This window comes from Paenibacillus nanchangensis (assembly GCF_046543445.1).
Classification (GTDB): domain Bacteria; phylum Bacillota; class Bacilli; order Paenibacillales; family Paenibacillaceae; genus Paenibacillus_AQ; species Paenibacillus_AQ nanchangensis.
Genome location: NZ_JBHOFD010000057.1, coordinates 18,321 through 34,180 on the forward strand (window position 1 = coordinate 18,321; position 15,860 = coordinate 34,180).

General features: G+C 56.7%; 5 protein-coding genes. 1 reads left to right on the forward strand and 4 read right to left on the reverse strand.

Annotated elements, in window-relative coordinates; genetic code table 11:
• Positions 1-267: 267 nt before the first annotated feature.
• Together ACE6ED_RS28140 and ACE6ED_RS28145 are read right to left on the reverse strand one after the other, a co-directional pair.
• Positions 268-6,276 (reverse strand): hypothetical protein, encoded by a 6,009-nt coding sequence (locus ACE6ED_RS28140; protein ID WP_410830770.1) that lies wholly within the window; start codon positions 6,274-6,276, stop codon positions 268-270.
• A gap of 554 nt (positions 6,277-6,830) precedes the next feature.
• Positions 6,831-13,325 carry a phosphodiester glycosidase family protein gene (locus ACE6ED_RS28145; RefSeq protein WP_410830771.1) on the reverse strand — a complete coding sequence of 2,165 codons (6,495 nt, stop codon included), beginning with the start codon at positions 13,323-13,325 and terminating at the stop codon, positions 6,831-6,833.
• 294 nt (positions 13,326-13,619) lie between these two features.
• On the opposite strand from ACE6ED_RS28145, the gene ACE6ED_RS28150 reads away from it, so the two are divergent.
• Positions 13,620-13,907, forward strand: a complete 288-nt coding sequence (locus ACE6ED_RS28150) for a hypothetical protein (RefSeq protein ID WP_410830772.1) — start codon at positions 13,620-13,622, stop codon at positions 13,905-13,907.
• A 201-nt stretch (positions 13,908-14,108) separates the two neighbouring features.
• Here the strand turns inward: ACE6ED_RS28150 and ACE6ED_RS28155 are convergent, their stop codons facing one another.
• Together ACE6ED_RS28155 and ACE6ED_RS28160 are read right to left on the reverse strand one after the other, a co-directional pair.
• Positions 14,109-14,507 carry a (deoxy)nucleoside triphosphate pyrophosphohydrolase gene (locus ACE6ED_RS28155; RefSeq protein ID WP_410830773.1) on the reverse strand — a complete coding sequence of 133 codons (399 nt, stop codon included), beginning with the start codon at positions 14,505-14,507 and terminating at the stop codon, positions 14,109-14,111.
• Positions 14,508-14,528: 21 nt separating this feature from the next.
• Complete coding sequence (locus ACE6ED_RS28160; RefSeq protein ID WP_410830774.1) at positions 14,529-15,182, reverse strand: deoxynucleoside kinase; 654 nt, start codon at positions 15,180-15,182, stop codon at positions 14,529-14,531.
• Positions 15,183-15,860 lie beyond the last annotated feature (678 nt).

Sequence of the window (15,860 nt, forward strand, 5' to 3'; positions counted from 1 at the left end):
GGCCGGTGGCGTTGTCGACGGTAATGACGACAAAGTCGTTTTTCAGTACCGTGACATCCTGCTTTGCGGCGTCGGCAAGCGCATGGACCGTCTCGGGAATTGTCGTTATAAACAGGATAATGGCCATCATTAACGAGACGGCGCTTTTGACCAGCTTCACTTGAGTACCCCCAGTTCCTATTTCTCGGAACCGTGCCAGCCCGGCAAGGGCGGCTTAGCTGCCTATAGCGCCAAGCCGCCTTTGTCTTCAGGCTGCGTCCGGTTCTCCTACTCCTTGCTTGCGATAAAGAACGTTGCGAACTCGCGGTCGCGTTCCTGGTTCCGGACGATGACTGTGTACCAGCCGGCTTTCGGGAAGGTGACCTTGAAGCTGCCGTTCACCAGTTCCTGGTAGCTCAGCTTCGTTGCAATGTATTTCATCTGTCCTTCGCGGTACAGACCCGGCTGATACAGCAGGTCGAACGTACCCCATTCGTTTTCTTTTTTCACGCCGCCGATGTTCATCAGATTGAAGCCGGAGACTTTGAAGGTAATGACATTGGTCTCGAACAGCGCCGTCTCGCCTGACATTGCCGATACAAGCGTGTCGTTGCCGAAAATAACCATGATGCCTTCAGCTACGACCGATACGCTTTGCGTGGCGGTTGTGACATTGCCTACATCATCCGTTGCCGTGTAGGTCACCGTCTGTCTGCCCAGTCTGCTGAGATCCAGCCCGGTAACTTTGACGTCCACATTTTTGGAGACATTGTCGCTTACCGTGTATCCGCCGAGGTCGGTTTCCGCGTTGAAATCTTTTTTGTTCTGGACGATGCCGATGGACTGGCGTTTCAGCTCCAGTACAGGCGGCGTATTGTCCAGTCCCGTAACCTTAACCGGAACTTTGACGCTGTTGCCCAGCAGGTCGGATACGGCCATCACCGTATCGGCGTTTGCTTCAAACGTGCGGGTCAGCGAAAATGCGCCGCTGCCGCCGCTGATTTGGTTCGAGTATCCGCCGCCTGCCGCTTCGACCGGAACAAGTCCGGAGAACACGGTGTTCTGCGCCGCGGAAGAGGTGCCCGAAAGGGTGACCTTCACCCGGCCCTTAACGTATTTCTTGCCGTTTACTGTCACCATGTCCTTGTCCGTCAGCGGCCGTCCCGCTCCATCAAGGAAGGTGTAGACCGGCTCGCCAACGGTTGGAGGTGCGGACAGCAGGTTGTCCACTTCTTCTTTCAGCGTTGTTGTATTGCCCCACGCATCAGCTACAGTTACGGAGACAACGCCGTTCTCCTCGACGGTTGTCAGCCCCTTGCCTTTAACGAGGACAAAATCTTCGCCGGACGGATCGGCTTTTTGCACTTCCAGCGTAACGCCAGCGGAATACAGCACATTGCCGCCCGCATCTTTAATCGTCTTGAAGGTTCCGCCTTTGCTGCCGTTTTGATAGGAACGGACGAACCGCACCTTCGGCCCTTCGTTGTCAATGCTGTCCACAACCGCCTTCGCGGTACCTTTGTTGCCCGCCTCATCCTGGAACTCGAAGGTAAATTCGCCGTTTTCGGTGAAGGTACGCGTTGTAGCGCCGTTATTGTTCAGCACTTTGACCGGTTCGTTGGTCCGGAGTCTGACCGTAAGGCTGCGGTCTTTGCCTTGTCCGGCGCCGCCATCCGCAAGGCCTTTTTCGCCTTTGGACGGGATAACGATTTCGCCGATTGGCGCGGTTGTGTCCACGTTTTTCACAGCAACATACAAAATATCGTTTCGTTTCGCTTCATTTGGATCGATCAGTTCAAAAGCGTACAGTCCGCTCTGCGTGACATGGAACTTGTTGCCGGTGCGCGCCGGCTCGGACGGATTGACCTCCGCCGGAACCACTTTCACACCCAGCGGCAGGGCAATGTCAATCGTCACCCCGCGTTCCGCGCTTACCGGAGCGGTTGTGCTTAATGTGGCGATGCCGTATACCGGCTCCACATCGAAGCGTTCTTTTTCCGTTTTAAGATCGGAAGGTTCACCCTGAACGCCGCTTGGCGTCCGGTATTTCACCTTGATGTTTTGTGCCTGCGGATCGCCATTGTCAACCTTGACGGCTACAAAATTCGTGTACGGCCGCCATTTCTGCCAGTCCGTTCCGTCGGGCGAAATCGAATATTCGTAACCGGCTTTGTCCACGGCTTCCAGCCCCAGCTTAACTACCGCCGTGTAGCCGTCTTCTTCATCCCCGTAGATGTAAATCAGACTGGAGTCCGGCGATACAGCCGGCTCTTCTTCCTTGGCCGGCTTCAGCACAGTGAACACTTTGGTGTGCGCCAGCGAGGCATTGCCCGCTCCGTCGGTGGCCCGAACGTAGAGAACGTAGTTCCCCGAAGTCCCAGGCTCCAGCTCCTTGTTGCCAAGGACCGCTGTGCCTCCGGCCGGGTCAGGCTGACCCGAAGCGGCGGTGAACTCGGTCCAGCCCGCGGACTGTTGATCCGGCGCGGCTGCTCCTTCTTTCACCCATTGGTAAGCGGCAACGGTGCCTTTTTTGTTGTAGAGCTCCGAGACGCTGACTCCCACCTGCTGCTCCGGCAGCGGGTACAGGCTCTCCTGACGGTCGAACTCGATCACAGGCGCCTGGTTATCGTAGTAATACTCGTTCACAAACGTATATTTCCGGTCCCCTTCCTTCACCAAAATGTGAAGGTACTGCACGCCGTTCAGCGCGGGGTCGGCCGGAATCGTGTAATTCAGGGCGTTTCCGTCCGTAAGCGCCGCGACCAGCTTGGCGCGTTCCATTTCCTTCGCCGCAGCGTCCGGCGCTGCCGATGGGCTTGGCGACGGCTGAGCGGACGGCGCAGCGGTCTGCGCCGCTTCGGACGAAGCCGAAGCGGTAGCCGCCGGTGCGGCGGAGGCGCTGGCCGTTGCCGCAGGCGCTGCGGAAGCCGCCGGCGTGCCTTCAGGCGCCGGAGTCGGCGCTGGCGCTGCGCTGGCGTCCGCCGGTGCTGCCGCGGACGGCTCGGCGCTGGCTGCCGGTGCCGAGGCTTCCGGCTGCGCAGACGCTTCGGCTGCCGGAGCGTCCGGCTGCGCGGCGAGACCCGCGGCCGCTTCTTCGGCGGCCAGCAGATTCGCGGCGCCCGCGCCGATCGGCAGCACCGCCGTCAGGCGGCTCATGTAGCCGAGCGCGCCGGCCAGCGGCACAGCCGCAGGCGACTCGCTGCCAGGCTGCGCGGCTTCGGCCGCCGGGCTTGCCTCAGGCGCTGCGCTCGCTTCCGGCGCCACACTTGCCTCAGGCGCTGCACTCGCTCCAGGCGCTGCGCTTGCTTCTGGCGCTGCACTTGCTCCAGGCGCTGCGCTCGCTCCAGGCACTGCGCTCGCTCCAGGCGCTGCGCTCGCTTCCGGCGCTGCGCTCGCTCCAGGCGTTGCACTTGCCGCAGGCTGCTTGTCCAGCTGCTGCAGCTGCGCTTTCAAACCGCGCAGCGTGTTCACGCCAGCCGGTTCGCTCAGGCTGATAAAGGACGCTTCATCCGGCTCAAGCGCGCTGCTGCTGTAGACATAACCTACATAATCGGGAACGATGCCCGTCAGCGTAAAGGCCACGTTGTGTGCGGTCACATAATCGGCCGAATCCGGGTCCGGCGAAAACGCCCCGTTCAGACGGCTTTCGGAGTTGACATGCACCAGCTCCGGCAGCGCCTGCATAGCAACGTTGCCCGCTTTGTCCACAGCGCGGACAAACAACTGGTACGTTCCGTCTTCCACCACTTCATTCAGTGTGGAAGCGGTCAGCTTGCCCGCCTGCAGTGCGGCCGGCGTCCAGCCACCCTGCGCTTCTTCACCAGCTTTTACCCATTGGTACTCCACGGTTGGCAGCCCGGTAACAACGTCTTCTTTAATTCCGCTGTGCGTTTCATACACATCTGCGGTTACAGTCACATTCATCGAGTTGTCGCCCTGGATATCGGCAGGTCCAAAGGTTGGAGCCTGGTTATCGAGACGAATTTTTGTGACATTATGCGTCCAGTTGGAATCGTCCTGCTGGAAGTTTTTGAGTTCCCACAGCGTCAGATCGTCATATTGGCCGACAGCCGCCATTGCCTTGTTGTTGGCATAAAACTCCCGGTCGGCATCCGACGTCCCTTCTGGAAGCTCCGCTTTCCACGCATCATATTGCGCTTTGTTTTGATCAACGTAAGTCTTCATTTTGGAGTACTGCATCAGCTCTCTGGCGGTATCCCACGTCATATCCGCGGTCCAGCTGTGCAGGTACCATTCGCCGCTGCTCTCCGGCTTCAGCGCTTTGGAAGGCGGCGAAATCATGTTTGTTTTGTTGTTCGCCACCTGGATCGTCAGTCCGGTCAGCTTGCCGGGATGCAGATCCTCGGACGGCTGTTTTGCCGTCAGCGCGTAGCGCTTCAGCGACGCATAATTCAGATCGCCCGAATCCTTGAACGGGTCTTCTTCGCTCTGTGTCCAAGCGTAGTACACCAATCCGACGGAAGGTGACGCTTCGCCTGTCATATTGGTCGGGCGATAAATGCCCCGGCTTGGACGCTCTTTGCCGACGTCGGCCGTAACCGGATCATAATCCGGCACCACTTGCGCCGGGTCATTGGCGTCAATCGTCACCCGGCCTTTTTTCTGGTACGTATCTTTGTCCGCCCCGCCTTTTTCATAGTAAAAATCAATGGCTGGCGGCGTATTGTCAATCGCGAGGTTCGCCCAGTCGATCTTCGAGTTCACCTTGGACTCGTTGCCGTCCTTGTGTATGCCGTCAAAATTCGCCGGCTGGAACAGCAGGTTGCCCGCGTAGTCGGATACCACGTCGATGTCGGAGTCGTCGCCTTTAATGTCGTTGGACAATGCGATGACTTTGAGCAGCGGGGCCTCAACTTCTTTTTCCCCGGTGATATTCAGCCGGAATACCCAATTCATCGTGTTGGAGCCCGAACGGTAATATGCTTTCATGCCGTTGTTGAACTTGAGGAAGGTTTTGCTGAGATCCCAGCCTTTACGGATCCGGGCTTCCTCGGTCAACTGGACCGTAAAATCGACATAGTCGCCTTTGTTCAGCGTCACGCCGGTCAAAATTTCCGGCTGGATGCCGTTGCCGCCTTTAGAATATTTCGGGCGGACCGCATCGACGATGACACGGAATTTATTATTTTGATAAGCAAACGGGTCGCCGGATTTCCCCTGCAAATGGACGTCGCTTGAGCTGCTGGCTTTCAGCGTGCCAAGGTCAAACGGCTTGATAATATTACCGGCCGCATCGGCAAATGCTGCGCCATTCAGCTTGTCCTGCATCGTTAAATCAACTGGGGACGCACTAACCGACCCGGTAAGCTTGGGTTCAAGCGGGTTATTCCCGGTATGATGATAACGGACCCCGGTATAACGGAAGCTGATATCTTTGTACAGAACGCCGAGATTATCGCGGCCGTAAGTCATATTCTGCAGATACTGCTGCTGTCCCGCGGTAGGGAGCCCGTCATCAGAAGGAGTCACAAATAATGGATGTTTGGTAAAATGATCGTAAAAACCTGTGGTGAGCCCTGAAGGTCTTACCTTTTCACTGAAATTATAAGAAAGCGTAATGTTTTCATTTTCCTTGACATACAGCTCCCGTTGCCCGGTATTCGGGTTAAGGCGCTGCTCACCGTTTCCGGTAAAAGTATAGGCAGCCAAGGTCGGACGCTGCTTGTCCTGGAATTTTACGTAAACTTCCGTTGCGCCTGTGGATCCGCCTTTGTCCCCTTCGCCCGATACGGCGACAGTGATTTTCGAGGTTGGCGTAATCACCGCGCTCCCGCTTTTGTTGTCGGCGTCCGAATCCCGGGAATCCGCCGAAACGAAAGGCGTATTGTTATCGATTTTTGCGCTGGCTCCGCTGACCCGGGTCCATTTAAAGCCGAAGGTGGAGCCTTCGCGGTAAATCAGATCCTTCCATCCGACCACAACCTCCGCATGGCCGCTTTCCGCCAGCTCCCGCAGCTTAGGGATTTGGGCGACATCAATCTCAAAAATCACCTCGCCGCCGTCGTCATCCGTAATCAGCATATTGCCGCTGAGCCAGTTGGCATCGACGTTCGATTTTTTCTTTACTGTAAACCCGGCAGTACCCTGGTCGAAGTTTCTCAAGGCGCTGTCTCCGTCATGGGACATGTTGCCGATCAGCGTATTCGCATTACCGAAATATACGCTTAAGTCCTCGGCCGCCGCGGCCGCTTTTTTCACCAGCGGATGCGGTACCAGTGTCGCCAAGAGTACCAGGATCAGACTGATGTTCGTAATCCGTTTCGCTTTCCTGCTCATAACTAACTCACTGCTCCCCCTTAGTCTTTCAGTTCTAGCTTGCCGCCCGTATCGGGCCCAGACATGGTAGTTCGTTTGGCTGAGAAAGCGCCCCCCTTTATCCAATAAAGTGCAATAATCCGACAACAGTAGACATGGTTTTACCACTTTTTACATAACTGAACCCAGTTTAGCAGGTCATTCTCAACAAACTCTAAACAAAATTCAGCGAATCAGGTTTCAAACCTAACTAATTTGGGTATGTCGTTCTCAAGTACGAACCAAAATGTCCCATTTTTAATGTTTTTATATTAAAAAGAACAAAAACCCGTTCATCAGGACGGTTTTTGTTCTCAAATAAGAACATAAATTAGATTAAAATTTTTTAATCTTTCGTTTTTGCGCACTCTTTGGGCAGAAAAAAAAGCTGTACTAAACAAGGTAGGGATTAAAACTGAACAAATAAATAAGCAAAACTAAACAAGAGTTGACGGCACTGAACAAAATTATAGAAACCGCATTATGCGCAAAAAAAGCAGGCCGCCCTTCATTGGCCGGGCGGCCTGCTGCATCGATTAATTATTTTCCATTTGGCTGAGCAAGTTCATCAGCATCTGTGCGCTTTCCGCACGGGTACCGTCAGCGGCAGGTTCAAAGCGCTCCGCTCCGCGGCCTTTCATCAGGCCAAGGGCTTCGGCCTGGCCGACCGCTTCGCGGGCCCATGCCGGAGCCGCGGTTACATCCGCGAATCGGCTGCCCGGAGCGGCGGCTTCGGCAGCCGTTTCCGCTGCCGTCCCTTTCGCAAAAGCGAGGGCGCGCACCAGCATCGCCGCCATTTCCTGGCGGGTGATGGCCTGCTGCGGGCCAAAGCGGTCCGCGCTTAGGCCATTTACAATCCCGGCCTCATGGGCTTGTTCCACCGCCGCTGCGTACCAGCTGCCAGCCGGTACGTCAGCAAAGCGGGATACCCCGGCCGTGCCTTCCAATCCCAGCGCGCGGACCAGCATGGCGGCAAATTCCGCCCGCGTCACCTGGCGGGAAGGCTCATAACGTTCGCCTGAGACGCCTTCGATCAGCTGCTTGGCCGCCAGCTTTTTCAGCGCCGGCTCCGCCCAGTGTCCGGAAGGAACATCCGCAAACGTTTTGTTATACTCCAGCACGGCATAAGTGCTGAAATGACGCAGTTCCGCTGTAAGTTTGCCATCATTCCAGCTGCCGCCCGCATAATCCAGCGAGCCGTCTGGAGCCATATAATAGACGCCGGTCAAATCCCGGTTAACCGGTTCGTTTACCGTAAAGGTCACCTTAAGCGGTTGTGCAAACTCCTCCAGACGATAGGTCCGGCCTGAAGCGTCGGTGATGATCAGCGACCAATCCAGGACCGGTCCCGCTGCCTTCAGCGCAGCACCTGTGCGGCTGCCTGCGCCTGCCAGCAGTGCCGGTACATTCTCCGCCGGATTGGCGGTCAATGTGATGCTCGCACTGGAAGCGGAGGCTCCTGAAGGGAGCAGCTGTTCCAGATTGCGGATCACTTCGGCCGGAATAACCAAGCTCATATCTGCTGCATCAATCCGCAGCGGCGCGCCTTGCAGCAGTCCGGCCGCATTGCCGGGAACGATGACCTGGCGCAGCCCGCCGTTTACCGCAACAACAGCTTCACCTGCGGCGTTCCGCGCGGACAGCTGGGCCTCTGTTACTTTGACCAGAGGCGACATACCGGACGGCGATGCCGATGGAACCGGCGATGCCGGAATGTACGGAACGCCCGATCCGTCCTGCGTCGGCGTTGGCGTCGGTGTCGGTGTTGGCGTCGGTGTCGGTGTTGGCGTCGGTGTCGGTGTTGGCGTCGGCGTCGGTGTCGGCGTTACAGCCGGGCCGGTCACTTTAAGCGTATATTCAGCCGACAGATCACCGTAGACTGCCTTGATTACCGTCGTTCCTTCACGCAGCGCGCGAATGCTTCCCTCGTTATCAACTTCAGCCACTGCGGTATCCGTACTGTTATAGCGGACGACCTGCTTCAGTTCAAACCGGGTGCCGTCCCCGTAAACCGCTTCGGTCACCGCACGGCCGGTTGTTCCCGCGGCCAGTTCAGCCGGTCCTTTGACTTCAATCCGTTCAATTACCGGCGCTTCCTTCGTCACCCGCAGGCTGTAAGAACTGGATAGGCCTTGATAGCGGGCCGTGATCTCCGCTTCCCCTTCAGCCAGAGCCGTGACTTCGCCTAGCGCGCTAATACTCGCTACCGTCTCGTTGGAGCTGGAGTATTCGACGCCCTCTGTCAGCGCGAACCGGCTGCCCGAGGCATACACGGCTTCGGTGACCGTAAGGTCCCGATTGCCCGGCTGCAGCTGCGTTTTTCCGCTAAACGCAAGGGTCTCCAGCGTATCGGTTACGGTAATCCGGCTCTCCGCAAAAATCTCAGGATAACCGTACACCGCAGCGCGAACCGTAGCCACACCCGGTTTTACTGCCGTTACCAAACCCTTTTCGTCCACTGTAACCGCAGCATCTCCAAGCTGATCGCCCGTTACCGACCATACCAGCGACTTCGCCGAAGCGTTATCCGGCTTCACGGACGCGTTCAGCTGCAGCATGTTGTCCTTCCCGCCGAGCTTCAGCTCCGCTTCTGCAGGAGTCAGCTCCACTGCTTCGGGTGAAATCTTCGTAATGGACAGGCGGTCGATCACCGTACCGTCCAGCGTTTTGGCGGTCACCGTAATGCCGTTGTCCGTGATTTCCACCCCGGTATAAATTTGCACGTCTTCGTCGTAGATTTTTTCCTGCCAGAACCGCTCCGTCAAAGCGTAAAACTTCGGTCCCGACGATCCGCCGATGACATAACGCGTCCCTTCGTTTTCCGGCACGATTGCGCCGTCCTTCATCGGGAAGCTGCACATATAGATGTGGTCGTGTCCGTTCATGACCAGATTCACGCCATGTTTGTCAAAGACCGGCACCCAGACCGACTGGGCCCGTTCATTGGCGTAAATGCTGCCGTAAGGCCCTTGATGGAAAAAGATCACTTTCCACTTTTTATCCGTACGGGACAGATCCTCATCCAGCCATTTCGCCTGTTCTTCGTAGCTGTTTAAGGACTGCTCCGTGTCCATCACCACAAAATGCGTATCCTTAATATCAAAAGCGTAGCTGGTGCCTTTCGCTCCAGTTGCTCCGTTCTCCGGATTGTTGAACTGGGCCAGATAGTCGCCCGAGCCGTTGGTGCCCATTACCTCATGGTTGCCGATAATCGGAACAAGGGTTGTCTGCATCAGCTTGTCTTGGGCCGCATCGAACCACCAGTCCCACTGCTCCTGTTCAAATCCCTTGTCGACCATGTCGCCCGCATGCACCAGCATGTCCGGGTCGGTCATGTCCTGCATCGCCCGGTCCAGCGTCGATTTCCACAGGTCAAAGCCCTCTTTCGAACCCGCCTGCGAATCACCGATAAACAGGAACTTCACCGGGTCCGCATCATCCGGCAGCGCACTGGTACGGAAAATCCCCTCACCGCTTACATGGGTATCCCCGTCACCTACGCGATAGACGTATTCGGTATCCGGCTCCAGGCCTTCCGCCACCGCTTTGTGCACATACAGCGTGCCGTCGTTATTAGTGTTGTACACATAGCCGCCGCCGTTAATGCGGGCCACGTTCTCCGCGTCAAACCCGGCGAACTCGGAACGCTTCACCAGCTCGACTACCGTTGTAGCCGACAGCGGGTCGGTGTGCCACGTGAACCCGCGCGAGGTAGCCGCGTCCGCTCCCATCGTTACATTAATACTGCGCGGCTCGGCTGTTCCGGCGTGCGGCGCAACCTGGAACGTCATGACTGCGCTGTATTTGCCGTCTTGGACCGCTTGAACCGTATAGCTGCCGGTCTTCTTGGTAACAGCGTCCGTCTTCAGCATGCCCGCGGCATCCGATACGGCGCCGCTTACCTCTTCGCCATTCAGCAGCAGCCGGGCCCCTGCGGCCGGCGTTCCTTCTGCTCCGCCTGTACGGACGGTGAACGCCGCCTCAAAACCTTGAGCAATATCGTAGTGGTTCCAGGACAGATGCAGCTGATTGCGAACCGTCGCCTGCACATCCGCACCAACAAATGCAAGCGGTTTGCCGCTGCCTTCCGTCGAAGTCACCGATCCCGATTCGTAGCGGACCGTCAGCGGTTTGGACAGATCCTCCGCCGCTTCCTCCTGGGTATGCGGTCCGATATAGCCGCTGCGTACCGTATAACGGATTTGTCCGATCAGCTCATTATCCGCCAGATCGGAAGTGTAGATCTCCTTCAAATCCAGACGGACAACGCCGCTGTCTGTATCAATGACGGGCTGAAGCTGGGCTTCGTTAACCTTATCGCCGCGCAGCACCTCAATGTCCTGAACAGAAGCCGGATCAAACCGGAAGGCGATATGCCCTTCCTTCAGTTTGCTGGCTTTTTCCGCGTAAATATCCAAAGTATAAGTGCTGCCCGCATACTGCTCGGCCGGCGTGTTATACACATAAAACGGGGAACCGAGGTTTACGGTAAAATAAGATTCCACAATCGTCTGATTGCCGCTCAGATCGCGAACCGCAATCTTCAGCTTGTGCCTGCCTTCAGTCAGCGGCGTTTTAGGCTTGTACGTAATTTGCCCTTTTGGCGGATACAGCCCGTGCTCGACAAGCTGATCGTCAACGTACACCCGGATTTTGTCCGGGTCGATCAACGTCGTTCCCGGGTGCTTCACCGGATCATACCCCGCGTCCTCTGCATATACAGTGATATTTGGCGTGGCCGTTTTCACGACTTCATTGGAAGCCGGATACAAATCCTTCAGCACCGGCGGTGTCTGGTCTTCTTCAAGCGGGCCGTAAATCGCCCGGATCTCATCGATGTAGATTGCTCCCGCATTTTTGTTTGTGTTTTTGGTCTCCATGTACCGGACTGGCATATCAAGCGACAGCGGCGCCGCTTTGCCTTTTGGCACAGATACCTCAACATACTTCCAGCCTGTCCAGTTCACACCGGTGAGCTGGTCTGTAAAATCCAGCGGCACCGCGGCATTGTTACCGTCCCGCATTTGTGCGCGCAGCCAGTGTTTTTTGCCGTCGCCATAAACCCACATGCTGAGCTTCTCAGGGTAACCCGGAATCTGAATCCGGTTCGCATCCGAGGTTGCCTGCAGATAAGCGCCGGAAGTCCCCGTCTTGCCGGTAAAATCATATTCCAGCTTCATCGCTTTGCTGCCGCCGCGGACATAATCCTGATCGTCCACTTCAGCGATATTCACCGTATTGAAGGCCGCACCCGCGGCTTTGTATCTCCCAAGACCTGCTTCAAAATCCTCCAAAATCACCGGCGGCAGACCCACATTCACCTCAAAAGAAGTCTCCACATCGCCGTATTTGGCAAAAATCCGGCCATGTCCGCCGTTCACATCAGCGGCGGTAAACACGCCGTCCGCGTCGACCGTGCCGATGTCCCCTTTGGTGCGCCATTCAAAACTCCGGTTGCCGGCCTGGATCGTCTGGCCGTTTCGCAGCGCCTTGACGCTGAGCACCGCTTTTTCGCCGGAAGCATACGTCTTGATCTCATCCGGAAAAACAAGCTCCGTCAATTGGTCGACTACTTCGATTTCGCCCGTGCCCTGGACGCCTTCGGCTGCCGCCCGCACGCTGCCTTTCGCTGCAGACGCGCCCGCCGTGAAGACGCCGCTGCTATCGATCGTTCCCAAAGCGGGATCAACCTCCCAGCTCAGGCTGCCCGCATACGGTGCCGGGTGGCCGGCCGCATCGATGCCGGCAGCGGTAAAGGTGAAGGTTGCCCCCTGCAGAACCCGCTCTCCATTAGGCTGTACAGCCAGAGCGGATGCCGCCGGCTGCTCAGGTGCCGTGTTGACAAGCAGCAGACCGTTGCCGGTCTTGCGTTCGCCGCCGTCCGAACCTTGATTCAGCATTTTTACGCCAGTTGTACCAGGCATCCGTGCAATGAAGGTGGACGAACCGCCGCCGTCCAGGTTCATGGCGTTTGTGACGCCCATGTCCATCAGAATCCGGCCAAGCTCCTGCGTTTCGACGCCTTCACTGAAGCCCGGCGATCTGCCGTCGATCTCGAACAGCACAACGCTGCCGTCGGCCTTCGTGCCGATTGCCGTACGCGGGTGCACGCCGCTTGGTCCAACGCCGGTCTGGAGCACGCCGTCTTTGACCAGCGGGCCTTGGCCGCCGATGGCCAGCTTTACCCGGTCCCACTCGCCGTCCAGCGCAAAACTCGCCGTCAGTAGATCACCGGCCTGCAGGCTTTCCGTTACCGTGCGGGAAGTTCCCGAAGCGGACAAAACCACTTGTCCGTCCTTCAGCGGGCTGTCTCCCTGGCTTTTGCGGACCTCCGCCACTTGCAGCTTCATCGTCTGGCCGCTCTTGACTTCGCCTTCCAGCACGTCGAGCACGAACTCATCGCCCTCTGCGTTGGTTTTCGTCGTCGCCGCATAGTCCGGCGTATACAGCACCAGATGGTTGCTTTCGCGGTAGCGGTTGATGCTTGTCAGGTTTGTGTTTTTTCCGCCGATGGTTATGTACTTAGTTAGCTTGGGCGAACCGTACAGCGACTGGCCGTCTTCCGTCAAACCAAACGCATAGGAAGAAGTCGCGCTGTTCAAAATCCGTCCTTCGTCCATAAACAGTCCGTTTGGAACGCCGGTGGCATACCCCGAAATTTCGTAAAAATCGCCGTTGATTCCGGCAATCACCCGGCTGCCCGGCGCGTCGGTGTGGGCGGCCATTTCCGTTACGCCCTTCATGCCGTACACCTTGCCGTCTTTTGTTCCGGCCCGCAGCTCCAAGTTCGGCTGCTTCGGATCAAACGCGACGGCATGAATTTTTTGCCGGCCGCGTTCATCCTTCAGATCCAGCCACGTATATACAGCACCCGGCGCGAGCTGCGCCTGGCGCGCGTCAATCACCTGTCCGTAAGCCGTAGCGGGCAGTTGTGGAATGGCCGCGTCAGCCCGCAGGCCCGGCTGAAGAATCGATAATAAGAGCAGCACTACCATAGCTGCGTTTACTTGACGCAGCAGTTTTTTTCTCACTGGATGTAATCCTCCTCTGTCTTTTGTCGGTTCTTGTCTGAATTTGGAACCTAGTCCACGGTAAATGTTACCTGCGAACCGTAAGAGGAAGATTAACGGAGGTGCTGTGTATTGTTAAGATACTGATAGATTGTGATATTTGAGCAATCGAAAAAGGGAGAGGTATAATAAGGTAGGCAATTAAAAGAAGGATACTTAGGGAATTATCAACAGCTGTACATTTATAGAAGGAACAAGGTGCACGATATGAAGACACTGCATGACCTCTAGCTTCCCGAAAGGAGGCTGGAGAACATGAGCAGAAGCTACAAAAAAAGCCCGGTATGCAACGATCACTGCACGCCGGGGACACGCTGGGCCAAAAACCGGGCCGCACGGGCTGTCCGCCGCTGCAAGGACGAGATTGCGGATGGCAAGGCTTACCGGAAGCTGTATTGTTCCTGGAATATTCACGACTACCGGTTCTACAAAACACGTACACAGGCAATCCAGGAATGGGAGACAACAGATTGGATCAGGCTGAGCAAGCTGACCCGGCAGCAAGCCATCCAAGAATGGAGCCAATACTACCGCCGCAAGTAAAGGACAGCAACAGCAGGCAAGCGGGCAGCCAAGTCACCTGGTAGGGTAAGGCAGGTAATGGAGACTGTCGCAGCAAGCAAAGCACGCCAAGCTCTATAAGAGATTAAGACACGCACAACACCAAAAGGCATCGGCCAGGGAAGCGCCGATGCCTTTTATATTCCGATATCATCCCGTATGCCGCTTTACCTCATCCGGCGCTTACGTCCCGTTCTCCGCCTCCACGCGCAGCCGGTCCGCAAATGGAATATCGGCCGGGGCAAGCCGGTATTCGGCCAGCCGCGCGGGATGAACCCAGGCGTAAGCATCGTGATCCGTCAGCGCGATCTCGCCGCCGCGATACGCCGCCCGCCAGGCGGTCAGCCGGATATCGCGGTCGCCGTAGCGGTGCTCGCTTGCCCCAAACAGGCTCAGCGGCTCGATTTCGATGGCCATCTCCTCCAGCAGCTCGCGGCGCAGGCAGTCCGGGACCGACTCTCCCGGTTCGATTTTGCCGCCCGGGAACTCCCAGTAACCAGCCTGCGTTTTGCCCTCGCGTCTTCTCGCGATCAGCAGCCCGCCCTCCGCATTCCTGATAATGGCCGCGGCCACCTCGATCATCCCGCACCAGCCTCCTTGTTCTTACGCGCCCACAGGTTCAGGCCGCATCGTCTCCGCGATCCGGCGGACGATATCGTCCAGCGACGCGGCGTCATACACATCGTAGTCGTCAATGTTCAGACGGAGCACCGGACATACATCAAACCGTTCGATCCAGGCGGAATATCTGGCATGCATCGCTTCCCAGTAGGCCGTGTCCGTGCGGATTTCCATTTCGCGGCCGCGCTCCTGAATCCGTTCCAGTATGGACGGCAGACTGCCCTCCAGGTAAATCAGCACGTTAGGATGCGGGAAATACGGCGTCATGACCATCGCTTCATACAGGCTGGTATAGGTTGCAAAATCCACCGCACTCATCGTTCCCTTATCCGCATGCATCTGCGCGAAAATTCCCGTGTCCTCATAAATAGAGCGGTCCTGCACAAAGCCGCCACCCAGCTCGAACATTCGTTTTTGCTCCTTAAACCGTTCAGCAAGAAAATAAATCTGCAGATGAAAACTCCAACGCTCGAAGTCAGCGTAAAACTTGTCCAGATACGGATTGTGATCGACCGACTCCATCGATGTCCGGAAGCCCAGCCGCTCGGCCAGCGCCGCCGTCAGGGTGGATTTGCCGACCCCGACCGTTCCCGCCACGGTAATGAGGCTTCCCCCCGGGATGCCGTATTTATTCATTGGATATGGTTCCCCCTCTTGTCTGTCTCTAATTTACTCAGCTTTCGCAGAGCGAAAATCAACTAAGCTCCAATGCTGGCGCGGATTTAACCGCAATAAAATAATCATCTTGAAAAATAGAAAATACCACTTCGCCCGCGGCGAACGCACGCTCGGCGTGCTATTTTATTTACGGTGCGATGAAGCTAGCACCCCAGACCGGGCAGTTGCCTTGGCGCAACTCATAGAACGGCTGAACGAAATTCCGACTCAGGTTGTGAAAAGTGCTCCATCCTGATTCAAAGTCAACCCCAGCACTGGATCTCCGGTTTGCCCAGTGATCTCAAGCCGTATCTGCCCATCACAGGCTGCACTACCCGATCTCAGACTGCACTGCCCGATCTCAGACTGCACTGCCCGATCTCAGACTGCACTGCCCGATCTCAGGCTGCACTGCCCGATCTCAGACTGCACTGCCCGATCTCAGGCTGCGAAAGTTGAGTTAATAAAAGCAGCCTGAACCAAGACTTGATAACCAATGTCTTCCACTGCCGCTGTTGTCGTTGAACGAACTGGAACGAATCCTCTCCTGTAACAGAACCGCAGCAGATTACCACCGAACGCGATACCGAGGTCTTTCCGGACCTAGAGGACGTTATTTCTGAAATTCTTGGGTTTTTGGGGTGCCTTGCGGACTCT